This is a genomic window from Terriglobales bacterium, from assembly GCA_035487355.1.
GTDB lineage: Bacteria > Acidobacteriota > Terriglobia > Terriglobales > Acidobacteriaceae > QIAW01.
This window is the reverse complement of record DATHMF010000098.1, coordinates 1-26,813: the sequence shown is the minus strand read 5'-3', so window position 1 is coordinate 26,813 and position 26,813 is coordinate 1. Positions and strand designations below refer to the sequence as shown.

Annotated in this window: 18 protein-coding genes; 9 read left to right on the top strand and 9 right to left on the bottom strand. The window is 54.7% G+C overall.

The window, feature by feature from the left end; genetic code table 11:
* Positions 1-82: 82 nt before the first annotated feature.
* Entirely contained in the window at positions 83-832 is a 750-nt protein-coding gene (locus VK738_17690) for a hypothetical protein (protein HTD24495.1), read from the top strand.
* Between the two features lie 919 nt (positions 833-1,751).
* Positions 1,752-2,303, top strand: a complete 552-nt coding sequence (locus VK738_17685) for a hypothetical protein (protein ID HTD24494.1) — start codon at positions 1,752-1,754, stop codon at positions 2,301-2,303.
* 625 nt (positions 2,304-2,928) lie between these two features.
* On the opposite strand, the gene VK738_17680 is transcribed toward VK738_17685, so the two are convergent.
* Positions 2,929-3,648, bottom strand: coding sequence for a tetratricopeptide repeat protein (locus tag VK738_17680; GenBank protein HTD24493.1), 720 nt, complete (start codon positions 3,646-3,648; stop codon positions 2,929-2,931).
* A 212-nt stretch (positions 3,649-3,860) separates the two neighbouring features.
* Between VK738_17680 and VK738_17675 the strand changes: the two genes are divergently transcribed.
* Complete coding sequence (locus tag VK738_17675) at positions 3,861-6,776, top strand: AsmA family protein (protein ID HTD24492.1); 2,916 nt, start codon at positions 3,861-3,863, stop codon at positions 6,774-6,776.
* A 188-nt stretch (positions 6,777-6,964) separates the two neighbouring features.
* Here VK738_17675 and VK738_17670 read toward each other — a convergent pair whose 3' ends face one another.
* Both VK738_17670 and VK738_17665 read right to left on the bottom strand, forming a co-directional pair.
* Positions 6,965-7,333, bottom strand: a complete 369-nt coding sequence (locus VK738_17670; protein HTD24491.1) for a TraR/DksA family transcriptional regulator — start codon at positions 7,331-7,333, stop codon at positions 6,965-6,967.
* A gap of 758 nt (positions 7,334-8,091) precedes the next feature.
* Complete coding sequence (locus tag VK738_17665; protein ID HTD24490.1) at positions 8,092-9,561, bottom strand: sigma-54 dependent transcriptional regulator; 1,470 nt, start codon at positions 9,559-9,561, stop codon at positions 8,092-8,094.
* Between the two features lie 382 nt (positions 9,562-9,943).
* Here VK738_17665 and VK738_17660 point away from each other — a divergent pair, with 382 nt between their 5' ends.
* Complete coding sequence (locus VK738_17660; protein ID HTD24489.1) at positions 9,944-12,205, top strand: PAS domain S-box protein; 2,262 nt, start codon at positions 9,944-9,946, stop codon at positions 12,203-12,205.
* Positions 12,206-13,032: 827 nt separating this feature from the next.
* The gene (locus VK738_17655; protein ID HTD24488.1) at positions 13,033-13,332 is read left to right on the top strand and encodes a hypothetical protein; all 300 of its coding nucleotides are present in this window, start codon (positions 13,033-13,035) and stop codon (positions 13,330-13,332) included.
* 285 nt (positions 13,333-13,617) lie between these two features.
* Here VK738_17655 and VK738_17650 read toward each other — a convergent pair whose 3' ends face one another.
* Positions 13,618-14,493, bottom strand: coding sequence for an alpha/beta hydrolase (locus tag VK738_17650; GenBank protein HTD24487.1), 876 nt, complete (start codon positions 14,491-14,493; stop codon positions 13,618-13,620).
* A 140-nt stretch (positions 14,494-14,633) separates the two neighbouring features.
* On the opposite strand from VK738_17650, the gene VK738_17645 reads away from it, so the two are divergent.
* From VK738_17645 to VK738_17635, 3 genes are all read left to right on the top strand, one after another.
* A complete protein-coding gene (locus VK738_17645) occupies positions 14,634-15,323 on the top strand; it encodes an ABATE domain-containing protein (protein ID HTD24486.1) in 690 nt (229 codons plus the stop codon).
* A gap of 484 nt (positions 15,324-15,807) precedes the next feature.
* Positions 15,808-16,539, top strand: coding sequence for a tetratricopeptide repeat protein (locus VK738_17640; protein ID HTD24485.1), 732 nt, complete (start codon positions 15,808-15,810; stop codon positions 16,537-16,539).
* A gap of 1,073 nt (positions 16,540-17,612) precedes the next feature.
* Positions 17,613-20,816 carry a fibronectin type III domain-containing protein gene (locus VK738_17635; protein HTD24484.1) on the top strand — a complete coding sequence of 1,068 codons (3,204 nt, stop codon included), beginning with the start codon at positions 17,613-17,615 and terminating at the stop codon, positions 20,814-20,816.
* 170 nt (positions 20,817-20,986) lie between these two features.
* On the opposite strand, the gene VK738_17630 is transcribed toward VK738_17635, so the two are convergent.
* Positions 20,987-21,445 (bottom strand): hypothetical protein, encoded by a 459-nt coding sequence (locus VK738_17630; GenBank protein ID HTD24483.1) that lies wholly within the window; start codon positions 21,443-21,445, stop codon positions 20,987-20,989.
* Between the two features lie 246 nt (positions 21,446-21,691).
* Complete coding sequence (locus VK738_17625) at positions 21,692-22,444, bottom strand: GvpL/GvpF family gas vesicle protein (protein HTD24482.1); 753 nt, start codon at positions 22,442-22,444, stop codon at positions 21,692-21,694.
* 425 nt (positions 22,445-22,869) lie between these two features.
* Here VK738_17625 and VK738_17620 point away from each other — a divergent pair, with 425 nt between their 5' ends.
* Positions 22,870-23,085, top strand: coding sequence for a hypothetical protein (locus VK738_17620; protein HTD24481.1), 216 nt, complete (start codon positions 22,870-22,872; stop codon positions 23,083-23,085).
* A gap of 185 nt (positions 23,086-23,270) precedes the next feature.
* On the opposite strand, the gene VK738_17615 is transcribed toward VK738_17620, so the two are convergent.
* The 3 genes from VK738_17615 to VK738_17605 all read right to left on the bottom strand — a co-directional run.
* Positions 23,271-23,672 (bottom strand): hypothetical protein, encoded by a 402-nt coding sequence (locus VK738_17615; GenBank protein ID HTD24480.1) that lies wholly within the window; start codon positions 23,670-23,672, stop codon positions 23,271-23,273.
* Positions 23,673-23,855: 183 nt separating this feature from the next.
* The gene (locus VK738_17610; protein HTD24479.1) at positions 23,856-25,772 is read right to left on the bottom strand and encodes a LysM peptidoglycan-binding domain-containing protein; all 1,917 of its coding nucleotides are present in this window, start codon (positions 25,770-25,772) and stop codon (positions 23,856-23,858) included.
* Between the two features lie 204 nt (positions 25,773-25,976).
* Positions 25,977-26,813 (bottom strand): HEAT repeat domain-containing protein (locus tag VK738_17605; GenBank protein HTD24478.1); only part of this gene is annotated, 837 nt, incomplete at its 5' end.

Sequence of the window (26,813 nt, the reverse complement as noted above, 5' to 3'; positions counted from 1 at the left end):
GTGTAATCGTCGGATTACGCCAGTCGTCGCTATTCATGGGCGATATAATCCACTCAACCTGCAATTAGGTAATCGAGCTGAGATGAATCGGTGTTTTTGGATTGCAATTCTCATCCTCACTGCATGCGCCGCCTTTATTTCCGGCTGGTACATCGAACGAAGGCGCATTCAGAACGCGCCTGCACCCGAACATTCTATCGGCAATGCGCAGTCCGCACGAGCCGTCTTCAGTTGCGACGATACTTCAGATGATCGCTGGCGCACGGTTCGGACATTTGACTATCAGCCGGTGAAGACCCTTTACATCGTCGCATGGCAGGTCTGCCTATCCGACATCGAAGGCCGACGGGTGCGTGTGACGGACGCTAATTTCCAAAAGGTCTTTTACGAGTACGAAGATGACCAGATTCTTCGTGTCGAGAACACGGAGCTGCAAGGTGACGATGTTCCTCTGTTGCTCATCATGACCGGGTCCTCGGGCACCGATGACCGAATCGACTGGCACGTCCTTAGCGAAGTGAAAGGTCAACTGCACGAGTGGAAACCGCCCGACTACAATGCTCCGGCGGAAAAGCTACTGCGTGCGGACGAGGATTTCTGTTGTAAAGAATGGAATTTCCATTTGCGCGGGCACGACATTGTTCTTGCCGAGAGCATTTACCAGAAGGACAAAGACGGAAATTGCTGTCCAAGCCGTGGTGGCGTGCTCGTGTGGCTCAAGCCCATCCATGATGGATTCAAACTCGTTAGCGTCCAGCGTATCAACAGGCCAGAATACTACCGCTGGAGATCCCAGCCGTTCTGCTCGCAGTGCACGTTAACCGGTCCATAGTCGACTTGAACTGGCAGGACAATGGTTGACCTAACATTGCCGTTACACTAACACACCGACCAGGCCGGATGGTGCAATCGCCTGAATACGTCAGCTACGGACGAGTTGCGGGGTGCCACTTCAACTCGGACCCTTCATTCCAGAGTATCCCGTCGCTTCGTTCTGCAGGGATGCCTCTTTCTCGTATTGTTTGAGGTGAGACGGCTGACACGTCTACCTCGAACCCAACTAGCGCAAAGTCGAACGGTACTTTGCTATAAGTCTGCATTGCGGCCTGTGTCAGGAACGAGTCTACCGGCGTTTTCCATTCCGAGACTTTGTCCATTGGTCCGAACGGATACGCGCCTATTGGATAGGCAAGCGAGAGCGCACCCAAGGGCATATAGAAGCTGACCCAGTGCGCCGCCTGCGCCCCTTCTTCTCCGGGATAATCCATCATGTACGAGCCACAAGCGACTACCGTTTGGTTCGGAAGCGTTGCTAGACCGTACAGGTGACCCATGACGCTGCTTTCGCACGGCTGCACTCGCACTTGAGTCGATGGCTCACAATCATCACGTACGTAGCAACCTTCGAGTGAAGGGAACGTCCACAGCGCTTTCAGCAACGCGCACAAGTCTTCCGAAGAACCGACGGAGGGCTGAATGAATAGTTCGTAGTGCCCGCCTTTCCAAACGTCATTCGCGGTGAATATCCTGCTCTCCACCATGTTGCTTCGCCTCCTCAACTAAACTCAGAAGCCCAACGCGACATCTGATGATAGCGGAAGGTTATCGATAAATCGCCATATCACCAGTAGTCCGTCGCCTGTAATGAAATCGCCTGATACAACAACAATCACAAGACGACTCTGGAACCTGCCGCATTGTGCGCGTACATTTGCTGGCATAATATCAACTGTCCAACCGGGAGTGAATAAATGCGCACGGCTTTAACGGTGGTGAGTGTCTTATTGGCTCTGTCGTTAGGAGTTGGGGCACAAGAACAAAAGCGCGGCCCATTAACGCCCGCGAAAATCCAGAACCGAGACACGGTTGAAAAGCTCTACGGCAATCCCGTTAGCGAGGTTTATCGAACGTCGCAAAACCTGACGATCACCGCGTCATACGCTTCTAATGGCGACCTTTGCCAAGCACACATTCAATCTGGCGTCGGCGACGGAATCACCGATACGCAATTGAACGCCGCCCTGGATGAACTCGCGCCCAAAGACGTTCGAGGCGAGTTCAAGCACGGCACCTTTCTAGACGTCACATGTCTAAAGCTTCTGAAGCCAGAGAACTCTACATCCAATTCAAGCCGAAAATCTGCGATGGAACTGGCCGAAGATCCATGCGCGGAGTGTTCTGGTGTTTCCGACGATTACGAGCGGGTTAACATCACCAAGTACGGCAATACGAACCAATACAGCTCTGTGTGGATTACTTTTCACGGACCTGAGTGCAAAGCGTTGGACAAGGTGCATCATTAACGGCCTCATCGTGACCAGCGGTCGGTGATTGTCCTTGCTGTTTTGGGAATCCGTCAACGAGCGAAAGCGCCTGATTTCGTTCAGCGAAGCTACCTCAACCTTTTCCGTGCCTTGTGCGGTAAAGGCTCCACCCAAAAATCCCAATGAAAAACAACAAGAACGCCCCCGCTGGGATCGCTCGGCTGAGGGGAAGTTTTCCCTGTATCGTTTCTTTCACCCCGTAGAGAAAAAACACGCTCCACACAATCAGAAGGTAGGAGACAACAATTTGTACTATCGCGGAGGCGCGGCGTGCCTTCTGTGGTTCCACCACCTGTCCCTTGAATATTTTCTTTGCCAGCAACATAAGGAGCAGAAAATTTGCGATGACCCAGACGAGAATGGTGTTAGTGAACCACGTAGGCCATTGATTTGATGGAAACCGCTGAGAGAAGTACACCACGAACCCCAGATATGGAGCCATCAGAACAAACGCGACTCCGAGGAAGATTGCGGGCCTGTGCTTTGGATTCATCGGGAGCCAGTATGGCCCGTGCGTGCATGGGGCGTTCGATTGTTGGCGTAACATCGCCATTTCACCAGCAACGCCGGACAGTGCATTTATTGAGATAGCTTCTGAGTACTGCTACTGCTTGATGCCAAACATCTTTCTAAGCGCCAGTTGGCCTATCTCGCCTGAGGGGTCATCTTTCTGCAATTGTTCATAAATCTTTTTCGCCTCTGCGGGCTGCGTAGTTTCGTAGATGCCGGCGAGTTCGAACTGGGCCATGGCCTTGGAAACTGCATGCGAGGGATGATCGGACAAATCCTTATATATGGCGATGGCTTCCGGATTGCGGCCGGTAGCGCGATACAGAGACGCCAGGGAAAGCTTGGCTAAAGGCGCGTATTCCTTGTCCCCGGAGGCGCTGATGGTTTTCAACGCGGCTTCGCCGGCCGCATTATTGCCTGCCTGTATCGCGGTGATGGCAAGAAAATAGCGCGAAGCCTTGCCGGCATGGGTGTGCGGATACTGGTCCAAGAGAGCCTGGAATTTCTTTTGCGCGGCCTGGGCCCGCTCCTTCACCGAACCGTAGGATTCTTCAGTAGCATCGGGGTTGGGTGGCTGGGAAGCAGGGCGCACCTGGGCATTGAGCGTATCCATGGCAAGGGCGAGATCAAGCGAGGCCTTTTGCTCATGGTTCTCCATATAAAAATAGCCGCCCAGGGCAAGACCGATGATCACGGCGGAGACCAGGATGCCGCCGACAACATTGATGCTGTGATGCTGCATCCAGGAAAAAGTGTCTTGAGCGGTGGTTGCGAACTTATCTTCTTTCAGGCGATGTCGAACTTCACTGCGCACGAGTGTTCCTTTAAACAGAGTGAGGATTTCTGCATGGATCTACAGCAGATGAACGATCTACTAGTTTAACAGTAAGAAAAGTGCCTTTTCAAACAACCTGTCTCATCCTATACAGCTTCCAATAATAATAGGAGTAATATTCCTTACGTATACATCTTAACCGCCACTTGAGTCGAATTTACCCCCTGGCCGGGTAAACAGTTGAGGCCTCTATGCGTAAGCTAGCCATCGCAATTGCAATTATTCTAGTCCTCGGGGTGATCGCTGTACTGATTTTGCCCTCGGTCATCGATGTAAACAGTTATCACGACCGGATCCAAGCTGAAATGCAAACCAAGCTTGGCCGCCCGGTCACGCTGGGACGCTTGCATCTTTCCATCCTGCCACTGTATTTCAGCGCCGAGAGCCCGGTCATTGGCGAGGACCCGAGTTTTCGCACGGGAAAGGCCTTTGCTGAGGCCAATGAAGTGGATGTGAGCGCAGCGCTGTGGCCCCTGCTGCATGGAGACGTCCAGATCAGCTCTCTCGAACTCAAGCAGCCCAAAATCGAGCTGGTACGCAACGCTCAGGGAGCATGGAACTTTTCCAGCCTGGGCAACAACACGCCTGCTGGCCAGCCCCCGGCGGGCACCAACCAGGCGTTCTCCCTGCAGGACATGAAAATCACCGATGGCACGGTTGCATTAACCGATTATCAAAAGAGGCAACCACGCGCGATTTATGACCATATAGACCTGCGGCTGATGGGCTATGCACCTGGCCATGCATTTGACCTGATCGCTGCGGCGCACCTGCCGGGACAAGGGGCACAGCTTATCAAGCTGCAAGGGACGGCTGGGCCTATCAATAACGCCCAGGGCATCAATACCCCCTTTGACGGCAGCCTGGAGCTTTCTGAGGTCTCGCTTTCCGGCCTGCAAAAATTTCTTAACTCTGCTTCCCTGGAAAATACCGATGCCATCATCAGCGGCAAAGCCAACCTCAAAAACCAGGCGGGAAAATTCGATTCCGATGGTTCACTCAAACTTGATCAGCCGCGCGTCCACGGACATGACCTGGGGTACCCAATCTCGGCGGATTACAAAGTTTCTGACGACCTGAACGCAGACCGGCTCAACATCGAAAAGGGAAACCTGAAGCTGGGCAATACCCCGCTTACCATCACCGGCACGATGAACATGCAGCCTACGCCTTCGCAAATTGACTTGAGGATCAATGCGTCGAATGTCTCGATCCAGGAGGTCGCTCAACTGGCGGCAGATTTTGGCACGGCATTTTCTCCCGGGATGAAAATCGCCGGCCAGCTTACGGCCGATCTTCATGCTCAAGGAGCAGCCAATCAGCCGGCCATGAATGGCAGCCTGCAGGGCCGCAACCTGGAGATCAGTGGGAAAGACCTGCGCGACCCGGTGAAGGTCCCGATCATTGATCTGGCGCTTACGCCGACTGAGGTCCGCTCCAACGATTTTTCCGCCAGCACCGGCAGCACAACCGTTACCGGCCGCTTCGCCCTTTCGCAATACACCTCGAATTCGCCGTTGGTAGATGCCGACTTGCACACCGGCCGGGCTGATCTGGGTGAATTTTTGAGTATCGCTAAAGCCTACGGAGTCTCGGCAGCCGATGGTGTTTCCGGCTCGGGCATCATCTCCCTCAACCTGCACGCTACCGGGCCCATCAAGAATTCCGCGGGCATGAACTTCAGCGGCAACGGCATGCTGCAGAATGCCCAAATCAGGACGCCGTCGCTGACCGCGCCGCTCAAGATCGGCAATGCCAACCTGACCTTCTCGCAGAATTCCGCGGTGCTGCAAAATGTTGCCATGGCGCTGGGTTCCACTAATGCCACGGGCTCGCTCACGCTGAGTAACTTCGACAATCCGAAGGTGCAGTTCACGCTCGCTGCCGATAAGCTCATCGCCAGCGAGTGGCAGAAGATTTTTGCAGCGTCGGGAACGCAAAGTGCGGAATCAAGAAATCAATTCTGGAATTTTGTGCCCCAGGCAGAAGCCGCCGCTGTGCCCCAGTCGAGCATTATCAATCGTATGACGGGGAGCGGCAAGGTCAGCATTGGAACGCTGTTGTATGACGACCTGGTGATGAACAACGTGCAATCGAATGTCGCGCTCGACCACGGCGTGATACGCATGGACCCCGTGACCTCTGGCCTTGCCCAGGGCCAGCAGAGTGGCTCGATCGTGATTGACGCGCGGTCTACCCCCATCACATACGCGGTCAACATGAGGGCAGACAAAGTTGACGCCAACCAGTTGCTCTCTTCCGTCTCCAATCTCAAGAAGACGCTGTATGGATTGCTGGCCGCCAATGGCAACGCGAACTTTTCCTCGGGCAGCGATAACATCGCTCGCACCCTGAACGGTAATTTCAACGTGAATTTAACCAACGGCAAGCTGGCCAACGTGGACGTGCTTTATCAACTGGCCAATGTCGGCAAATTTCTTTCCACAGGCAAGAACATTTCACAACATCCCTTCACCAATGTCGCCAAGATGACGGGAAACTTTAACGTGCGCAATGGCATCGCGCAGACGAATGACTTGCAAGCGGTGATTGACGGCGCAACCATGTCAGGCAACGGCGCCATCAGCATGGTGGATAATTCTGTGAACATGCACGTTACCGCCGTGCTCACCAAAGCTATGACGGATTCCATTGGCGGCATTAACGGGGTCGGTGGATATATGACCACGGCCCTGGCCAATCGCAATGGTGAGTTGGTCATGCCCGTGCTGGTGTCGGGATCGCTTTCTAACCCGCGTATCGTCCCCGATTTTGAGGCCATCGCCCGCATGAAGCTGCAAAACCTGTTGCCCACTTCGGGGAAGCCCGGGGATTTTACCAGCGGAATTCTGGGCGCGCTCCTGGGAAACAAGAACAACCCGAATCAGCCGCCCAACCAACAGCCCGGACAACAACCGCAACAACAGCCGCCACAGGGACAACCACAGCCCACGGCTTCTCCAACGCCTGCCAACGGGGATCAGGCTAATAACAATCAGCAACAACCACCACAAAAACAGACCTGGGCCGATGTGCTGAATCAAATGTTGAATAAAAAGAAACAGCAGCAACAACCGACACCAACGCCGACTCCGGACCAGAAGTAGTTTCAAGTTTCGAGTTAACGCGTGCTTTGTGCGCGGGCAAGAGGCCGGGGCTGAAGCCCAAAACTCTACGAACCTTTACCCCCGGCTAAAGCCGGGGGCTCCCACCGTGCGCCGCAAAAGCGGCGCAATTCAGAAATAAAAAAGCCGCTCTGCTGAGCGGCTTTTATTTCTAAGAATTTTCTGGGAGCTTACTCGGCTTCTTCCACGAGCTGGCCTTTTTCCAATTTTTCCTGGCAGGCAATACAGTAACGCGTCCAGGGCACGGCCTCCAGGCGCTTGCTGTTAATGTCTTCGCCACAGGAGACACACTGCCCAAAACTTCCCTGGCGGATGCGGTCCAAAGCGCTCTCGACCATCTGGAGAACCTGGCGCTCGCTGTTGCTCTGGTGAAAGAGAAATTCCTTGTTATAGGAGTTGGCGGCCTTGTCGGCAATATCCTGCGCGACCTCGCTGTCGGCGTCGCGGCCGTCTTGTTCCGTGCGGGTCACCACGCGGCGCAGCTCCTGCTGCCGCTCTTCCAATTTCTTTTTAAATTGTTCCAGCCTTTTCTTATCCATTGTTCCTGCTTTAGTTAATGCTTTACCCATAAACCCTGCTTGTGGGGGTCGCTCTCGACAACCCCATCTCAAATACCCGAACTGCTCTGCTAGCACCGCAGTAACGGGGTGAATCTTAGATGATATCCGTGGCGCGAAAGAAGCGTCAAGGAAGGGGGGGTAATCAAAAGGTCAGCACCCTCCGGGAACAAGGCCCGTGTTGGGATTCTGGCCGGAAATGCGATGAATGAAATCTCATGGTACAGCTCGCGGGGCGGGAGAGCGTCTCAGGAACAAAAAAGGCGAATTGCTGTTTTGAAGAAGCTTACTGTTCCTGAAAGATCAGCCTTTCCGCCGCAACCTGGATTTTGGGAGGATTGAACAAAATCATAGTCCAGTTTGTTGCTCAAAACAAACTCTAAACACTTCTGAAAATTATCTCTCAAAAAAAAGCGGTTGCTGTTTCCAGCAACCGCTATAAAGAGGCAAAGGGGAGGGGAGGGAATCTCAGGGACGGCAATCTATATAAGAATGCCCAAGGTAGATATCGGCAATGATGGAGAAATTCGAAGTCATAAGACTTATGGATGTGTGAAATTGGCCTCTTTTGTTACTGTCATATAGAGCACTTCGAGCACCATTAAGATGAAAAAATTCTTCAATTCAGAAGAAAATCTGGAAGATATTGAAGATTTGAGACTTAGAATACTTTCCTAGCGGGATTTCCACAACCTGTGATCATCTAAATCTAACATTAAAGTGGAACTTGAATTCCATTTTTAAGCATGTTTTTGCTTATTCTGAACCTGATTATGCTCTCCCATGGCCTTCAATTTATTGAGCAGTGCCTTGTAACTGACCTTCAAAATTTTAGCTGCCTGCCGGCGATTCCAGCGGGTTTGCGCCAGCACGCGCTCAATCGCTTCACGTTCAGCTTGCATGGCGGCGCGCTTGCCAATTTCCAATAAAGATGGCATCTCGATCTCAGTATTGCCATTGGTAATAAACGCAGGACCAGGGTTGATTGAAGGCGTAATTTCCTGGACCTTGCCCGCGCCGAGAGAAGAGACAATCGGCTTGTGGGTGGAGAGCTCGCGGATAATCTGCGGTTCATTGCCCACGATGGTGTAGCGTTTGACCAGGTTTTCCAACTCGCGAATGTTGCCTGGCCAGGCATATTCCATCATGCGGCCCACGGCATAGTCGCTGAAAGGCGCGGGCTGCTTTCCGTAATACTCGCTGTATTTGCGCAGAAAGAAATCCAGGAATATGGGGATCTCTTCCCTCCTCTCGCGCAAAGGAGGAATGTGGATGGTCACAACATTCAAGCGGTAGAAGAGATCTTCGCGGAAGAGACCTTCCTCTACGGCGCGCTCCAGGGGTTTGTTGGTGGCGGCGAGCACGCGAACATCTACGGCGATATCGCGTTTGCCGCCCAGGCGGGCAAATTCGCCGTCCTGCAGGACGTGCAGAAGCTTGGCCTGGAGCGCGGGATGCATCTCGCTGATTTCATCTAAAAATATGCTGCCGTAATTGGCTTGCTCGAATTTACCCAGTTTCTGCCGGTTGGCGCCGGTGAAAGCTCCGGGCTCGTAGCCGAACAACTCACTTTCCAGAAGCTCGCTGGGAATGGCGGCGCAATTTACTTTGATAAACGGCTTATCGCGGCGGGTGGAGTTGGCGTTGACCATGCGTGCCACCACCTCTTTGCCGGAGCCGCTCTCGCCGCGAATGAGAACCGTAGCATTGGTATCGGCCACCTGTTCGATGGTCATCTTGACTTCTTCCATCTTGGGGCTGGTGCCAAAGAGCATGGAAAAGTCACTCTGCTTGCGCACCTGCTCGCGAAGCTGGGTCACTTCATGGAGCACACGCTGTTTATCGAGCACGCGATTGATGCGGAGATCGAGTTCGCTGAGGTCCACGGGCTTGGCCAGGTAGTCGTCTGCGCCTAACTTCGAGGCCTTAAAAATAACCGCAGGATCATTCTGGGCCGAAAGCAGCATTACCGAAACTTCGGGCTTAATCTGCTTAAGGCGTTCCAGGGTTTCGAGGCCACCCAGGCCCGACATGGCAATATCGAGCAGCACCAGAACAGGATCATAAGCACGAAACAGGCGGAGGGCTTCTTCGCCGGTAGATGCCACGCTTACGTCAAAACTTCGCTGGGTGAGATGCGAAGTCAGAAACTTCGCCGTCCCGGCGTCATCGTCGACAATCAGCACGCGAAAATTTGGGCTAGCTTTCATGTTTCCCCTGGAGCGAAGTAGCTTGGCATAAACTTTAGATGCTCAAACGCAAGTTTGTTGCCACATGGGAAGATTGCTGGAACTTTTAGGAATCCCTATCCTTATGCGGATTAGGATCAATATCAATTGACCCAGTATTGTAATCATTATTCCACCAATAGGAAGAGAAATGCCATATCGTGGTAGTGACGTTTGTACATGGCCCGGCTCCTCCATAAAAACTCAGGGCTGCCTAACTGGCGACATGCCGGTAAATTTTGCCTATTGCTGGTTGCAGAGCGGACGATATCTGGCGGATAATGGCCTTACCGTTGTACACGCCGCCTCGTCTCAGGTGCCCAGGAACTAAGCTTTACCTCTTGGTTCGCCTTCCGACTGTGATATGACTGCAATCGGGATTCATCAAAGGCTTTTCCGTCCGTTGTTGCTGCGCGCTATGCTGCTGCCAGCGCTGGTCCTTATTCTGCTTACGGGCGTACTGCTGTGGCAAATCTATCGTTTGCAAAATCTCAATCGAGTGGTTGACCGCTCCGACGAAACCACTGAGGCGGCCTACTCCGTTGAGGACTTATTAGTGGAACGCGAAACCGCCTACCGCGGTTTTCTGCTGACTGGAAATCCGTTATTGCTGGAGCCGGCCAAGCGCGCCAACCAGCGCTTGCCCCAGGCGCTCGATAAGCTCGACGCCATGGTGGCAGGCAATTCCCTGCAAGCCCAGAAAGTGCTGGAAATCCGCCGGCTGGCCAACGAATGGCAGCAATCCAGCGACCAGGCCGTGGAGTTGAAACAGAACCACGGCGATTACCTGCAACTGGAAGCCAAGGGGCACGACTCCTTCCTGCTCGATTCCATGCGCGAGCAATTCCGCACGTTGATCGCCATGGAAACCGCGCTGCGGGCCGAACGCGAATCGCGGACCCGCTATGACACCCAGCAAGCGCTGTGGATCGGGGCGGGTAGCGCAATTTTCCTGGGGACTCTGTTGCTGTTCTACTCGCGAAGGCTGCTGTGGCACCTCTCGGAAAATTACCGTGAGGCGCTGAGCGGCGCGCAGCAGAAAAACCTGGAGCTGCAGGAGAGCCGCCAACGCTATGCCACCACGCTACGCAGCATCGGCGATGCGGTGATTGCTACCGACGACCGCGGCTGCATCATGTTTATGAATCCGGTCTCGGAACGGCTCTGCGGCTGGCGCATGGAAGATGCCTTTGGCCGTCCCTTGAAAGATGTTTATCGTATCGTCAAAGAAGACACGCTGGAACCGGCCGAGGACATCGTGCTTCAGGTCCTGCGGGCAAATGCCTACGCCGAGATGGGCCATCCTACCCTGCTGCTTGCCCACGACGGCCGCGGGATTCCCATTGATGGCTGTGCTGCTCCGATTCGCAGCGATCAAGGAAAGATCACCGGAGTGGTACTGGTCTATCGCGATATCAGCGAACATCGCCGCCAGGTGGAGGAGCGCGTGCTCTTGTTGCAGCAGATTGACCTGCTGCTGCAATCCACCGATCACGGCGTCTATGCGGTGGACGCTGAAGGCTCGTGCTTCCTGATCAACCGTGTCGCCGCCGAGATGCTGGGCTACGCGCGTGAGGAAATCCTGGGTAAAAATTTTCACGAGCTGATGCATGGGCGCCGGCCTGACGGGAATTTTTATCCGGCTGAAGAGTGCGCCATCGAGCAGGTGCTGCAGGGCAAGAAGGGAATCCGCGCACTGGATGAAGTTTTCTGGCGCAGAGACGGCAGGTCCATTCCGGTGGAGTGCGCCTCCTACCCCATGTCATTCAAGGGCAAGGTCTGGGGTGCGGTTGTGACTTTCATTGATATCACCGCCCGCCAGCAGCGCGACCAGGCGCTGGTGACGTCAGAGAAGCTGGCCGCCACCGGGCAAATGGCTTCCGCCATGGCCCACGAGATCAATAATCCGCTGCAGGCGGTTTCAAACCTGATCAATCTGCTCGTGCTCAGCCGCGACCTCGATGAGGCCAGCCGCAACTACGCCAAGATGGCCCAGAGCGAGCTGGAGCGCGTGGTGCGCATCGTGCAGCAGACGCTCGGTCTGTATCACGAATATGTGAAGACCGAGTTCGACCCGGCACAGATTGCCGAAGAGGTGCTCGCCTTCCACAAGCACCGCTTCCGCCAGCAACATATAAGCCTGGAACGCGAGTTCCTCTATGAAGGCACGTATCAGGGATATCCCAGTGAGTTCCGGCAAATGTTCTCTAACCTGATCTTGAATGCTCTGGATGCCATGCCCAAGAACGGCAAACTGCGCTTCCGTATCGCGAAATCACAGGATTGGCGTAAGGGCCGGCCTGCCCATAAAGGGATCCGCATCACCGTAGCCGATTCCGGGTGCGGAATTTCGCCGGAGAACCGCGAAAAAATCTTCGAGCCCTTCTTCACGACCAAAGCCGCTAAAGGCACCGGCCTGGGACTGTGGATGGTGCACAGCATTGTGGAAAAACAGCTTGGCGTGATCCGCATCCGCAGCAGCCAGAGACCAGAGGCCAGCTACACATGCGTGAATGTGTTTCTTCCCCTGGCAACCCCGGAAGGTGCACGCCCTGGACTTCCCACCCATGCCGTGGCACAGATGAGCGCCGGACAAAAACCGCAGACGAGCAGCGCACCGGTGTGAGAATAGTTCTCAGAAAAGCTTTTAGCCTTAGCTTTTAGCCAAAACAAAAGCTCGCCGCAGATCAATGCAGATTTACGCTGATTTCTTTAGCTTTAGGTCGTACACCCTCACCCACTTGCTGAGACAGGCCGTGTAGATACTAAGTCTCTAGTAATCAACGACATACCGAGGAAATATGGTGCACTTGCAGCTAGTGTCGCCAGAGAATCCTCAGTCGTCAGTCCTCAAGTCCTCAGGAACAGCCGAAACCCGCGTCAGGCAATAAATTTTCAAAGAGCTTTCTTCTAAGGGCTCCCGCAACGCTTCGCGGCTTCGCCCTCGCGCTACGCTCGCGCGATCCGGCGCTCTCTTCGCGCTCACCCGGGCCTAAGCCCCGGCATTTTTGAATGCTGTCTTCGTTCTTTTGCGGTCGTTTTTCACTGGCAACCGCTTCTCAATGATGGCATGCAGTTTTCTGAGAAATCAAACTTTTGATACCACAATGGGACCATGTTGGGCGGCCCGGGCTTTTGGGGGGCAGTTGGCCTTGCTTTCTTCGCGTCCTTTGTGGTTCAGCCCTTCGTGTCCCTTGTGGTTAAACATTCGTGGCTCGATTATGGAATTGAGAGTCCAGAAACTGGACGTGGCTCGTCCAATTTCCGTCAATCCGCCGCTGCTGCAAATCTAAGTAGCTTATTCTTAAACACTTGCCGTCCGAGTGCTGTTTGGCACGAGGGTTGCAATTACATAAGACAAGTTGAGTTTCTCCTGAGAATTAAAGAAATCCGGGGGTCAGGAAACTGAAGAATTCCGGGCCCTCCGCAACCCAAGAAAGAAAGGGAACGAAAATGGAAGCCAAGCCGACAACAGCGAAAGATTTGGAACTGAGCAGCTTACGCGACAGTCAGCAGAAAACGCAGCAAATGTTCTCCGCGGGCGACGTCTCATTGTTACGTGGTGCGCTCCAGGAGAGGGCGGCTGAATTCGACTGCTGGCAATCTGCCGACATGATTCAAATGTTCCTGAGGTCACGAGGCTACGGAGTTTCTCCTCAGGCGGCGCGGACCAGCGTAGCCAGGCTGGGAGCCACCTGCTGTGATGACGAAGCGGTAGCAGAGGAATTGGAAAGTCTGGCGCTGGTGAATTAACCCCAGCCAGATATGTAAGGCGGGGCCGGCAAGGTTCAGGCCCTGATTCAAGTTTAAGTAAGAGTTTTCGCAACTCTAGCGGCGTGAAACAGTACTGGGGGGTCTGGTTCACGAAACGGAGAAGCGAAAAATAAGTTGAAATTAAGTAAGAGTTTTCGCAACTCAAGCAAGGTGAAACAGTACTGGGGGGTCTGGTTCAACGAGCCGGGAAGCGAAAAGTAAAAGTAAAAAATGAAAAGCCACGCCGGGCCAACCAGCCCGGCGTTTTTCTTTGGCGACTACTGACTATGCGGCCTTGACCTGGGTTGCCGCCTTGCGACCGAGGAAATCTCGAATGGCGCCGGCGATTTCCTGGTGGTGGGTTTCGAGCGCGAAGTGGCCGGTGTCGTAGAAACGCACCTCGGCGCTGGGGTTGTCGCGTTTGAACGCTTCCGCACCTGGAGGCAGAAAGAACGGATCGCTCTTGCCCCAAACCGCCAGCAGCGGCGGCTGCTTGGTGCGGAAATACTCCTGGAACTTGGGATAGAGCGCCACATTGCTGGCATAATCCAGAAACAGGTCGAGCTGGATCTCGTCGTTCCCAGGCCGCCCCAGGAGCGCGGAGTCGAGTTCGTAGGCTTCCGGCGCGACCAGCGTCACATCCTCGACGCCATGGAGGTATTGCCACTTGGTCGCTTCGGGTCTGAGGAATTCGCGCAAGGCAGCGCGGTTCTCCGCAGTTGGCTCCTTCCAGTATTTTTGGATCGGGTTCCAGCCCTGGCTCAGACCCTCTTCATAGGCGTTGCCGTTCTGCGAGATGATGGCGGTGATCCGCTCGGGATGCGCCAATGCAAGCCGCAGTCCGACCGGCGCGCCGTAATCGAAGACATAAATCGCGTAACGCTCCAGCCCGATTGTCTGGGTGAAGCCATCGATGACCTTGGCCAGGTTCTCAAACGTGTAGCGGAACTGTTTGCGATCGGGTGCGTCCGAGAAGCCGAAGCCCGGCAGATCGGGTGCGACCACATGGTAGCGGTCGGCCAGGGCCGGAATCAGGTCGCGGAACATGTGCGACGACGTGGGGAAGCCATGCAGTAAAAGAATGGCGGGTGCGGTTTTAGGACCGGCTTCACGATAAAAAATCTTGAAGCCGTCGACGATGGCATGGTGATACCTGATCATAGTGCGTCTCCTTAGAAGATTGGATGGGGCGGCCGCTTGATTAGGCCGCCGTTTCAGAACGTTTTGCACGTTCTTAACATCAGATTAGCTAACCTTTAAAAAGATTCATTATCGGTGTTATACTTTATTCAGGTCGAAATATGAGCCGGGTTAAGACAATTCACAATTCCGACTGGAGAGACGGATTCCTCTTCGTCGGCAACCAGTTGGCTCTGGATTTGCTGAACACGCGTCCTCTCCAGAACGGCGAGCCCATGGAGTTACTGCCTGATTTCAACGCGCTTTTGCGCTGGTTTCAGGCGGCTAAGCTGCTCAGTGCTCGCGACGCGGCGAATCTTCGGCAAAAATGGGAAAAATCGGCCCGAGCTCAGCGCACCCTGGAAGCAATACGTGAACTGCGGGAGAAACTGAGGAAGCAGGTTCTTGCGTGGGAGGGTGGCGGTGCAGTTCGTCACTCCACCGTAGACAAACTCAATAGACTCATGGCGGAGCATCCCATGCGCACCAGGCTGAAGACGGGCGGAAGCGGGTCCGCGACCGAGCTGTGGTTCAAAGCGCGCCAACCCGAAGACTTCTTTGCCCCGCTGGCGCACAGCATAGCGACGTTGCTCGCGAGTGTAGAGCGCAGCCGCGTCCGCAAGTGTGATCAGTGTGTACTGCACTTTTATGACACCAGCAAGAAGGGGACGCGACGCTGGTGCAGCATGCAACTATGCGGGAACCGCCTCAAGGTCGCAGCTTACGCAGCTCGCCAACGTAGGCGGGCTCACAGGGCCAAGGCGCCCTCGAGATCAAAAAATGAGTCCCCCTCGATCCTGCAAGGTCCGTAGGCGGGGCAGTCACGCCGTAGTCTGAGACAGTCCTCGGTTCTCAGTTCTCAGGAAAAAGCCCCCGGGCTTTGGGGCGGTTGGCCACTGCTTTCTTCGTGCCCTTATCCTCCTCTTGTGAACCGTCCTCAGTCAGCCTTCAGCAACAAAGGGCAATCCACCTCGGCTGTGATTAAGCTGATGGAAGGTTTGTCAATCAAAGTGCACCGCTCTGTTTACATTTCCAAATGCAGAGTGCAGCAATGGCCTGTCAGGCGAGGAAATCAGAGAGTTGGCCGAACGGCGTTTCCAAGTGACGGCTAAAGTAGTTGCTGGCCGATTCAGTACGTTAGGGGGCAACAATCTCAAGCGTAAAGCGCGCCTGAAATCTGAAGAGCTGATCTTGATCCTACGGCCGAAATCCAGAATAACTTAGTGTAAGACAGGCCATTTGACAGCACCCGGTATCCAGTTTGTAATTGGACTCTCGCTGGACATGAGGTTTCCCATGAGATTTCTCCGCATGTTACCGGTCGCCGTGCTGCTGCTCGCGGCGTGTTCGCACTCCAACCCCGGCCTGGACGCATTCAACCGGGGCGAGGCCGCCGTGGCGAAGAATGATTACGATCAAGCTATCAAGGAGTACAGCGAGGCCATCCGCCTGAATCCGCAATATGTGGAAGCGTTCTGCAGCCGGGGGCTGGCCTACCAGCGCAAAGGCGCCCAGCAGAACGCGCTGGATGATTACAGCGAGGTCATCCGCCTGAATCCCGGGTTCGCTCCAGCCTTTATTTTCCGGGGGATGATCTACCAGAACCAGGGCCACTACTTGCCCGCCATCGCAGACTACAACGAGGCCATTCGTCTTGATCCCAAAGGTCATAGCGCGTTCGAACTGCGGGCCGCGGTCTACTTCGTGCAGCGCGACTACGATCACTGCTTTCAGGACTTGGCCGAGGCCATTCGCCTCGATCCCAACGATACCGAGCCGCTGGTTACGCGGGCCGAATATTACCGGATGAAAGGCGATTTCGATCACGCCATCGAAGATGCCAACCAGGCTATCCACCTGGATTACAAGCTGGCCAACGCATACGTGATCCGCGCCCACGCCTACGAAGGCAAACAACACTTCCAGAGCGCGCTGGGTGACTTGAATAAGGCTATCGAGTTGGACCCGAAGCTGGGACCCCAATATCAAACGGAGCTCAAAGAGCTGAAGCAGCAAGTGGCAAGATAGTTGGTTCGATTGCCGCGCCAAAAGCAACCGCGGATTTCACGGATCGCGCGGATGTTTTGGTCCTTCAGAGAATGCCCTGAAGCGGCATAGGCGAACGAGATGTTGTCGGGGGCCTTCGACTTCGCCGCGAAGCGCGGCTACGCTCTGGATGACAGACTTAAAGAACAACTCCAAGAAAACTATTGCTGGGCCGTGAACGCCACTGAGAACTGTGTGTTTTCCCACATCATCTTCAGCGCGCCCCCGCCGGAGGGGTTCTTTTCAATGCAGCGAAAGAAAAGAAAGTTTTCTAGAGTGGTATCATACTGATATCAAAAAGCTCATTCTGCGAGGTTTATGATTCATAATTGGCTGACGGCATTTAGCATGCCGCTTTAGTTCGAGGTCTTTGAAAAATGAGAGCAACACTCGTAAGACGGCATAGACGACCGTCAGACACTAGCTGTAAGTGCATCATTTTTACGCGGTATGTCCCTGATTACTGCCGACTTAGCAGCTATGCGGCTTCTTCAGCAAGTGGGGGATTAAAAACAGCTCCAAGGAAAGAGCCTGAGGGTTTCTTCAGAGAATGCCTTGCAACGGCATGGGCGAATGAGACATCCTCGGGTCCTTCGACTACGCCGCGAAGCGCGGCTACGCTCAGGATGACAGAGTGAAAAAATGTTCCCGTGGAATGTGTTCCTTCCTCTGGGAACCCAGGAAAGTTCGCGCCCGGACTTCCCACCCGTGCCGTAGCCCAGATGAGCGCCGGGCAAAAGTCGCAGCCGAGCACCGCGCCTTTTTAGTGGAAGACCTTTTCCTGGAAAAGAATTTTCGTTTTCCACGACGATGCTGGTACTACGCCATCCATGTTCTAACGTACACTCCCAAAACTGTACCAGTGTGTGAGGTGGGGCAAGCAATATCGTTGACGCAAAATTGACGCTGCTGATACAAATGAATCTGCCTTTCCTTTCCCAAAATATTGCACGAAGGATTGAACTCACAGGGCTGTCAGTGTGTGCGAATCGTCCTGTCCGGAAAGGCCTCTCCCAGGACTCTATTAGGATTTTTTGACGAAAAAGCAGGAGCCGATGCGCGAAACCAGACTGTTGAAGCGATTTGTTGTGCTTGCCGGCACGATTGGATTGCCCTTCATTCTTTGCGGTTTATTTTTCATGTTGAGTGCGGCCCGGTGCCGGGGACAGGCTGGTCCGGTGCGGATCCAGATTAGCCCGGCCAATCCTTCCATCGCGGTCAGTGGCAACCAGGCGTTCACAGCGTCGGCTCCCGGCTTCTTCAGGGGTGCCCAGCAGACTGGTAAAGCAATTTCGGTTACATGGAGTTCCTCGAACCCATCGGTGGCTACCATCAATGCGCAAAGCGGCATGGCCACCACCACCGGACAAGGGACTACCTCCATCACGGCAAGGCATGGAGCTTTCACAGGATCAACTACGCTTCTGGTAGGAGTCTCGACGATCACGGTGAGTCCGGCCAGTCAGGCCATTCCCTTTGCCGGAACACAGCAATTCAAGGCAACCGCAACCTTCGGGGCCGGAGGTCCACAGGACGTGACCCGCGCCGTCGCCTGGAGTTCATCGAACACGGCAGTGGCCACCATCAGCAATGCGCCCGGCTCGCAGGGCCTGGCGACAAGTCGTGGGCAAGGTACAACCACGATCACAGCCGCCATCGCGGGAGCCGCGCCTTCTACAGCTTCTCTCACGGTGAATCCACCGCAGTTCCCTGCCCCGCCCAGTAACCTGGCAGCACTCGCCGTCACCAGTTCAGAGATCATCCTCTCCTGGATCAACAACGCCAACAATCAAACCGGATTCAAAGTCGAGCGCAAGATCGGTAGTGCCGGGACCTATATACAGATTGGGACTACAGGTGCGAACGGTACGGGATTCATTGATTCCGGGCTGTCGGCTACGACGCAATACTATTACCGCGTGCGTGCCACCAACACCAGCGGTGATTCGCCGTATTCCAATGAGAGCAATGCGACCACACCCGGGGCGATTACGGGCGCGCATCCGCGCATCATTCTGGATGGGGCAACCTTGGCGGGGTTACGCGCACGGGCACAGGCCAACACGCCGGAATGGGTAGCATTAAAAAGCGTTTGCGATTCCTACAACGGCGGAAGCGTCAACTTCCCCGACCAGAACGGCTATCCCAATCTCCCGAATATCGGCGAAGGCTATCAGGGCAGCGACTACTATTACGCGCTGCTTTCAGTGGGATTGTGTTATCAGGTGGCGCGCACGTTCGATCCAACCAACGCTGCTTTATATGGCGCCAAGGGTGTGGATGTCCTGATGAAAATGTCTGACCCGGCGCATCAACTGGTGGGCGGAAGCCCCATACAGAACCGCGACAGCGGATATGGCATCCGCTTCTACGGCGGGGCCCTGGGAATCGGCTACGACTGGTTCCACGACCTGATGAACGCCAGCCAGCAAGCGCAGGTGTATAACGACCTGAACATGTGGATCAGCGACTTTGAAAACAATTCCTTTGAATATGAGCACCCGCAGAGCAACTACTTTGCCGGCTACTACGACGCCAAAGGCATGGCCGCGATTGCCACGCAAGGCGACAATCCCAATGGCAATGCTCTTTGGAATGACTGGTACACCAACCAGCATGGCGCGCGGGTCGCGCCCTATTACAACCTCAACATGATCGGCGGAGGCTGGCCGGAAGGTTTTGCCAACTATGGCCCGCTGGGTACGATGAATCAGGCGCTGCCAACCCTGGCTGCCAGAACCGCCAAGGGCCTGGATTTGATTCACGATACCAATAACCCCTACACATTCCCGCTCGACACCGGTGACTACCTCATGCACTTCACCTGGCCGAGCCGTGATTTCATTGACGACCGCGGCACAACTCACACCCGCGGCGATAGCTTGTGGCCGGGAACGGCAGAGCCTAACCTCTACTCATTCCTTGCGGGCTTCCTGGGCATGTGGAACAGCCCGCACGCAGCCATGATGCACAAGTATGCACGCGATGTGAAGACTGTTATCGCCAGTCAAACCGGCCAGGCTGACCCCTGGATCGAATTCCTTTTCTGGGACAACAACGCCCCCGAACAGGACTACACCACGCTGCCACGCTCCTATCTCGCGCCCGGAATCAGCATCGCGTCCGCCCGGTCAGACTGGAGCACGGGCGCGGTGTGGATGTCATTCACCTCGGGGCCTTATGTCAACGCCCCTGGTCAGGGCGAACAGTCCTATGATTCGGGTTCGCTGGCGCTGGTGAAAGGCAAGAATCCTCTGCTGGTGAATGTATCGGGTTGGATTACACACCAACCCAACGGCGACCCGGGCGAAAGCGCAATCTATGACGACAACTATGGCAACTGGGATGCCGACCATACTCAAGGCAACCGCAAGCTCAACAATACGTTCCAGGTACGGAACCTGGATAATGGCGGGAATGTTCTCGAGCACTATGGTCAGTATTCGTTGGGCCGGGTCGACGGCGTCAGGACCAACATCAGCCGCTTCGAAGATGGCAATTCCTACGTGCTGGCAGTAGGCGAGTATCTGGAAGACACCTACCGCCCCTTTGTCTGCGGCCCGCCAATTTCCTCCTGGTCGCGGCAGATTGTTTATTTGCGGCCCAACCAGTTTGTGGTCTATGACCGCACCACCATCTGCAACGCTGCCTACGACCAATATCTGGCGTTCCACTTCCCGGCCAATGCCGTGGCAGCTACTCCTCCTGCGGCTGGTGAACACCGTTACGACGTAACCTTTGGGAGCTTCTCTGGTTCGGTGACTACCGTGCTGCCCGCCAATAGTGCGACGAACGTAACTGATCATGTTGCTCCCGATCCTCTTACCTGGAGCAAGATCTGGCGGCTGGAGGTGCGTCCGCCGGGCCCGGCCAATGCCAACCAGCGCTGGCTCACGGTGTTCGATCTTTCCGATACCGCGGAGCAGGTGGCAAACGCTACGCCGGTCAACGTTACCAGCGGCTCGGTGCTGGGAGCGTTGTTGGCGTCTCCCGTAGGAGCGGGAAATTCTGTAGTGCTGGCAGGTTCGGCCGCCTTCGGGCAGAATGCAACGGGAACACTCGTTTATGTTGTCCCAGCCGCGCAAACCCATCACGTAATTACGGACTTGCCCCCTAACACCACTTACAACATAATCGTGAATGTGGCGAGCAACCAACACACTGTGACAGTTGCACCTGCTGGGGGAGGCGCGTTCACCACCTCGGCCAACGGTGTGCTTTCATTCAATGTGAACGTAGGCGGGGCAGTCACCCCGTAGTTGCCTTTTCCCGAGGATGATACAGGTGAGTGACAATGCAAAAGGCGCAGCCGTCAGCCGCGCCTTTCTAAGAACATTCCCTTTGAAGTCTCAGCGCCGGGCAAAAGGCGCAGCCCAGCACGGCACCGGTATACCTGTTTGGTTTTTCAGCCTCTAGCTTAGGCTTGCTTTTACTTTTGTTTCAACTGGCAGGCGCATTCCCAGGTCACAACCCGCACTCTCCTGGGGAATGGGCCGCCTTCAATGGTTTTCCACTCTTCTTGGGGCGGTTCTTTCACCTTGCATTCGTAGTCATCATCATCGCATCCACCAAAGCAATGTGGCACCATTTTGCAGACATCGCCCTCTGTGATCCAAAGCATGCCCGCGCTCTCATCACACCGGGTCAGCCTTCCTGGGGGATTCCCAGATGTAACGTGCTCCACCTTGCCACCTTCGTAGATCCTGGTACAGTGACAGAAAACAGCACTCACTCCCACCAGGCTTGGGCTTTTGTAGTGGAAGTGTTCAACCCAGTCGCATTTTTCATTCCTTTCCGTGCAACCGTTTGCGCAATGGAGATCAAATTCTCCGGTCGGTTTACCGTTCACGTCGTACACCAGCGAGATCGTTCCGCTTTTGCATGCCATTGACTCACCCTGCCTTTCCAGTTTGGATTTGAGCCATAGTGTTTCGCGCTGACAGAACGTTTCAGAGAAAAGACGGGTTGCAACCCAAAAGCTGCAAGGGCAGCTTCAGCGATAGTACAAGGCAGGGTTGCTGGTTATCTCACCATAAAGGCCCTATCCCAAGGGGTGGGATACAGACGAGCACGAGACAAAATGCAAAAGGCGCAGCATTCAGCCGCGCCTTTCTAAGAACATTCGCGTTGAAGTCTAATTCGCTACGGTTCGTAGCTTGCCGGGCAAGAAATGATACGGAGGCCAGGGACCGCTGATGGCCAATTCACAATCTTTAAACTGGCGGGCAGCGGAATTGTAACGCGCCTGGTATTTTTCAATTTGTTTGTGATCTACCAGGTGGGCTATATCAATGAGCATTCCGCCGGAGTCTACCTTTTTACAAGTTACTTCTGTTTCGAGCGGGTTAAATAGCTTGTGTACCTGCACCGAAATGGCGCGGGCTTTAGTCTGGCGTTCGCGCAGGCGGGCGGCTTTTTCCCGCAGCTTGGTAAGGTATGCACCGCCAACGGTAGCCGGCAGAACCACCTCTTCCAATGCCTCTCGAACCGAACCGTCTTTGACCAGGAGTTTCAGATGCATTTCCGCCTTCCCGCGAAGGTGGTCAACGCCGTTCAGAAAAGCCTTACGATTGGCCCGCACCGCGCGGCGCAGGGCTTCATCGGTGTCAAAGATTGTCCCAAAACGGAAGGGCAGGACGGTTGTATTCGAACCAGTTGCGCTGCGGAAACACTCGGCCACGACTTTGAGGTGTTCCAAAATGGCCTTCTGATCAAGGTCGTTGGAACGCTTGTATTCGCTGACAATGACGGCTAACTCACCGCTGGGATAGCCCATAACCTGCCTATCCCCAATTCCCCGAACTTCATCAATGACGAAAGGCCGACGGGCCCTGTTTTCGCCTTGAAATGCTTGCTGCTCTGTAATGCAGTATGCGTACCAGGCCATAACCATCTCTCCCTGTACTAACGGTATTTTGGGTAAACGCGCAACATGAGTAGACGACACGCTTCCAAGGGGCGTGTCTTTATAGGACTAAAAGGGGCCGATATCACTTAAAAGGCTTAAAGGGCACTGCTGACGGCGTGAACGTCGCCCTTGAGGAGCCTCGGCTGAAATGCCGTAGACTGGCGCGACGACCACTAATTTCGTATCCTATGCCCTCACACCCGAGTTGGCAATAGGCAAATAAAAAGAGAAAGCAGTTTCGAGTTTCAAGTTCCGAGTTTCAAAGGCAAAAGCAAGAAGGCAGTTGCGAGTTTCAAGTTTCAAAGGCAAAAAGCAATAGTCCGGCCTCGAAACCTGAAACTGGAAACTTGAAACTGCTTTCCCGTAGAATCCAATTCGTATTTACGAATTCGCTGGGAGGATTTATGGAAGAGATGGGGAGCATTACTTTGGGCGCACGCCGCAATGAAGACATTGCCCTGGACCTGATGAAGTTTGTTGCCATCACCACCGGTTACGGGCGTGGGGTCGCCGCAGGTGCGGGCTTTCAGGGGGCATCCACCGTAAAAGCAGAAGACTACGCCGGCCACCTGTTGGAACTCTACGGGCGCTGCCTTCACGTAGTACAGGGCAGGAAGTAATCCAGCTCCAAGTCCTAAGCTGCAAGCTCCAAGGGAACTTCGGGTTGCGAATCGAAGCAACCGGCATGCTGCTAGCCGGATGCTTGATGCTTGAAGACGCCGCCTAAAAATGCAAAAAGCCGCAGACCAACTCTGCGGCTTTTTGATACTTTTGGGATACTGCCAAGTAGAAGAGGGGAGCAACCTTATTTCTTTTTGCCCTTTTTCTTCTTTTTCTTGTCTTTTTTCTTGGATTTCTTGGATTTTTTAGAAGAAGCCTTTTTCTTGGATTTCTTCTTGCCTGCGCCGGAGCTGCCTTTCTTGGCCGCCGACTTCTTGGCTGGTTTCTTTTTCTTCTTGGCTGCCTTCTTACCACCGGATTTCTTGGCGGGTTTGCCGCCATCCCCAGCAGGTTTGCCGTACTCGCCGCCAGCGGGCTCGCTGTAGGAACCAGTGGTCGCAGGTCCTACTCCGCCGGAGGGTTCGGTCGTTTCTTCTTCCTCTTCTTCCTCGTATTCCTCGGTGGCATCTCCATAGCTGGAACCCATGTCGCCGAAGTCTTCATCGTCGTCATTGCGTCCGTAGAGGGTCAGGTCGTCGAAGCTCATTCTATCCTCCTCATAAATTCCGGTCCGGACGCAAAGCCCTTTGCATCGGAAGCCGGGTACACAACATTATGCCTTGTAAAAATGTACAAATGAATACGGCGCGGATTATAGCAGCCGACATTTGTAAGTCAACAAGGAAAGTGTAATCAAAGCGCGTAAAAACACAAGTGTCTTTACACGTACTCATTTAATGATCAGCACATCTCCGGGATGCAGCAGCGCAGAGGCACGTTTGTTCTCGCGCTTGAGAGCATCCACGGTAGTGCCGTAGTCGTTGGCAATGCTATACAAAGTTTCACCCTCGCGAACCGTATGGGTTGTGCGTCCGCTCGGAGTGGTTTGGGTGGTCTTGGCAGCTACTTGTAAGTTATTGTTTTTATGGGACTTAGATGCAAACCGGGGCTCCGTTTCTGCCCTGGCACCAGGCAAAGGACGATAGATCAACAGGCGGCTTCCTTTGCGCAGTTCATTGCCTTTTAAACGGTTCCATTGGCGGAGTTTTTCCGGCGGCACGCCGAAATCATCGGCGACTGAAAGCACGGTATCGCCACGACGCACCCGGTAACGCGTGGGATGTTTGGAAAAAACCAAAGTCTCAACATCACCGGGCGCATGTTTGCCCGCGGCAATGGGAATAATAAGTTTAGTGTCGGGCAATATCTCATCGGCGGTGAGGCCGTTCACTTCGGTGATGGCTGCAGGCGTGGTTTTATATTCCTTGGCAATCGAGGCCAGGGTCTCGCCACTGGATACTTTGTGATAACGCCACCATACCCGCTTCTCGGCGGGAATGGCGGCTATGGCTTCCAGGTATTTATCTTTGGTTCCGGCGGGCAGGTTGAGTTCAAAGGTGCCTTCTTTGGGGGTAGTCATGCGCAAGAGGCTGGGATTCAGGTCCTGCAAGTCATCCACGGAGATATCCACGCATTCGGCTACCAGCCGGAGGTCCACGGGGTAGTCAATGGTCAGCTTATCTATTTGTAAGGGGGAGTCGAGCGGGATGTTATCCAAACCATATTGCTTGGGGTTTTTGGCAATGATGGCCATGGCCAGGATGATCGGCACGTAATTCTTGGTTTCTTTCGGCAGCACGTTCCTGCGGTAGAGCTCCCAGAAATCGGCGAAGCCGGTGCGCTGCACCGCCTGTTGCACGTTTCCTGGACCGGAATTATAAGCAGCCATGGCCAGGTACCAGTCGCCGAACTGGCTATACAAATCCTTGAGATGCCGGGCGGCCGCGCGCGTGGATTTTTCCGGGTCCTGGCGCTCATCAACCCACCAGTTGCGGGTGAGGTCGTAGCCCGAGGCACGGCTGGCCATAAACTGCCACATGCCGCGGGCCCCGGCGCGAGAGAGGGCGAGCGGATGGAATCCCGATTCGGCCTGCGCCAGATAAATCAGGTCCTGGGGAACGCCTTCTTCGCGCAGTACTCGCTGAATCATGTCGCGATAGCGCCCGGCGCGCGAGAAAGCATGCTCTACGGTGGCGTGTCCTCGGGGAGAGTTGGCATAGAAGTTGATATAGCCGGCCACGTAATCATTCATGGTCAGCGGCAGGTCGAAGTGGGTCTCTTTTAACTCGGCTTCGGCGGCTGCCTTGATCTTGGGATCTACGGGAAAGGTGATTGCATTGGCTTCGTCAATCGGCGCCGGCTCGGACTTCTGCTCGGTAAACCCGTCGCCCTGCTTCAGGGCCTGGAGTTCGAGCTGATTGGTGCCCTCGACAATCTTGTCGAACTCTTCCTGCAGGCGCTCATCGGTCTTGATGGAAACTGGTCCCTGAGTCAGGTTATTGAATGCCCGGTCGAAATTCTGCTTGGCGGCATCGAGGTGTCCGGCCGTGTAGTTGGCCCGCCCTTCCTGATACTCCTTCTCGGCGGCGGCTACCATGGTCTCAACCGGATCAACTTTAGGAGCAGGCTGCTCTTCGACTAGGACCTTGGGGGCCGGCGTCGGAGTAGGAGCGGCAATGGCCGGAGCCAATGCCTGTGGCGGCGGAGTAGTCTTGGCCGTGCGCTTCTCCCCTGTATCACAGGAGGTTGTAAACAGCGCCAGCCCAGCCAGAATCAAGGCCAGGAAATACGTTTTGCGAATGCCCATATGAGTTTCAGGATACCTGAATTTGGATGCCGGAAACCAGTGAGTACTCAGTCCCCGGTACTCAGAAAAACCGCAAGTACTTTAATAACAGACGAAATTGAAGCATAAAGGGTATGAGAAGGGGGCTTTTGGTCCAAAGATTCGCCAAAGCCCCCAGAATTTACGGCTGTTTTCCAGAGCGTCTTGTCGCAAACCGCCAGCCTCCTATTTCGTGACCAGCTCCTCGAGGAAATCGAGAGCACGGGGATCATGGCTTTGTCCCAGCCAGAAGATGGCTTGCTTGCGGACGACCGGATTGCGGTTGGTTTTGGCCAGGTTGATCAGCAACGGCACACTATCCTCGTTATGCATCTGGGAGAGGGCAAAGACCGCTTTCTTTTTGACCTCGGTCTCGGGATCGTTTTCAATGGCCGCGGTGATCTGCGCGGCCTCTTTCTTGCCGCCGATCTGCGCGAGCCAGAAGATGGCTTGGCCGCGCACGCGCGGGCTGGCGTCGCTGCGCGCCATTCCGATAAGATCTTTCAGCGCTTCGGGCTCCTTGCTTCGTGAGAATGCGAACGTTGCCTTTTCGCGAATGCGATCATCGGGATCGTCTTTTGCGTATTTGTGCAGCAGTTCGACGCCCTTCTTACCGCGCTCGACTCCCAGCCAGAAGATCGCCTCTTCGCGCAGCCGCTCAGACTGCGCTGGCTGGATGAGTTTCTCCAAAGCAATGTCGGCTGCAGGCGCGTCGTGCATGGCAATTGCCATGATGGCGTTATCGGCACGCTGCTTCTTTCCCGAGGTTTCTTCGGCGTCGCCCGACATTGCCAGACCGGTGAGCAGTTCGACGCTTTGCTCTGGCTTGACGTCTTCGAGCCAGGTCAGCGGAAGACCAGTGAAATCCAGTGGGCATTCAGCGCTGAAAACGCGCACTCGGCCGATCTGCTTGTCTTCCACTCTGAGAAACAGGAAGGCATAGGGAACCGGTTCGGGGGGCGAGCAATCAGAGGCCGTGCCGGAGAATCCGCCTCCGTTGTCAGAATCCATGCGGCAGCCCAT

What these genes read in the sequence shown, in the direction of transcription:
- VK738_17655 (HTD24488.1), top strand. Translation starts at nt 13,033, where the DNA reads ATGGAAGCCAAGCCGACAACAGCGAAAGATTTGGAACTGAGCAGCTTA.
- VK738_17685 (HTD24494.1), top strand. Translation starts at nt 1,752, where the DNA reads ATGCGCACGGCTTTAACGGTGGTGAGTGTCTTATTGGCTCTGTCGTTA.
- VK738_17660 (HTD24489.1), top strand. Translation starts at nt 9,944, where the DNA reads ATGACTGCAATCGGGATTCATCAAAGGCTTTTCCGTCCGTTGTTGCTG.
- VK738_17640 (HTD24485.1), top strand. Translation starts at nt 15,808, where the DNA reads ATGAGATTTCTCCGCATGTTACCGGTCGCCGTGCTGCTGCTCGCGGCG.
- VK738_17630 (HTD24483.1), bottom strand. Translation starts at nt 21,445, where the DNA reads ATGGCATGCAAAAGCGGAACGATCTCGCTGGTGTACGACGTGAACGGT.
- VK738_17645 (HTD24486.1), top strand. Translation starts at nt 14,634, where the DNA reads ATGAGCCGGGTTAAGACAATTCACAATTCCGACTGGAGAGACGGATTC.
- VK738_17615 (HTD24480.1), bottom strand. Translation starts at nt 23,672, where the DNA reads ATGAGCTTCGACGACCTGACCCTCTACGGACGCAATGACGACGATGAA.
- VK738_17625 (HTD24482.1), bottom strand. Translation starts at nt 22,444, where the DNA reads ATGGCCTGGTACGCATACTGCATTACAGAGCAGCAAGCATTTCAAGGC.
- VK738_17670 (HTD24491.1), bottom strand. Translation starts at nt 7,333, where the DNA reads ATGGATAAGAAAAGGCTGGAACAATTTAAAAAGAAATTGGAAGAGCGG.
- VK738_17675 (HTD24492.1), top strand. Translation starts at nt 3,861, where the DNA reads ATGCGTAAGCTAGCCATCGCAATTGCAATTATTCTAGTCCTCGGGGTG.
- VK738_17610 (HTD24479.1), bottom strand. Translation starts at nt 25,772, where the DNA reads ATGGGCATTCGCAAAACGTATTTCCTGGCCTTGATTCTGGCTGGGCTG.
- VK738_17665 (HTD24490.1), bottom strand. Translation starts at nt 9,561, where the DNA reads ATGAAAGCTAGCCCAAATTTTCGCGTGCTGATTGTCGACGATGACGCC.
- VK738_17690 (HTD24495.1), top strand. Translation starts at nt 83, where the DNA reads ATGAATCGGTGTTTTTGGATTGCAATTCTCATCCTCACTGCATGCGCC.
- VK738_17650 (HTD24487.1), bottom strand. Translation starts at nt 14,493, where the DNA reads ATGATCAGGTATCACCATGCCATCGTCGACGGCTTCAAGATTTTTTAT.
- VK738_17635 (HTD24484.1), top strand. Translation starts at nt 17,613, where the DNA reads ATGCGCGAAACCAGACTGTTGAAGCGATTTGTTGTGCTTGCCGGCACG.
- VK738_17620 (HTD24481.1), top strand. Translation starts at nt 22,870, where the DNA reads ATGGAAGAGATGGGGAGCATTACTTTGGGCGCACGCCGCAATGAAGAC.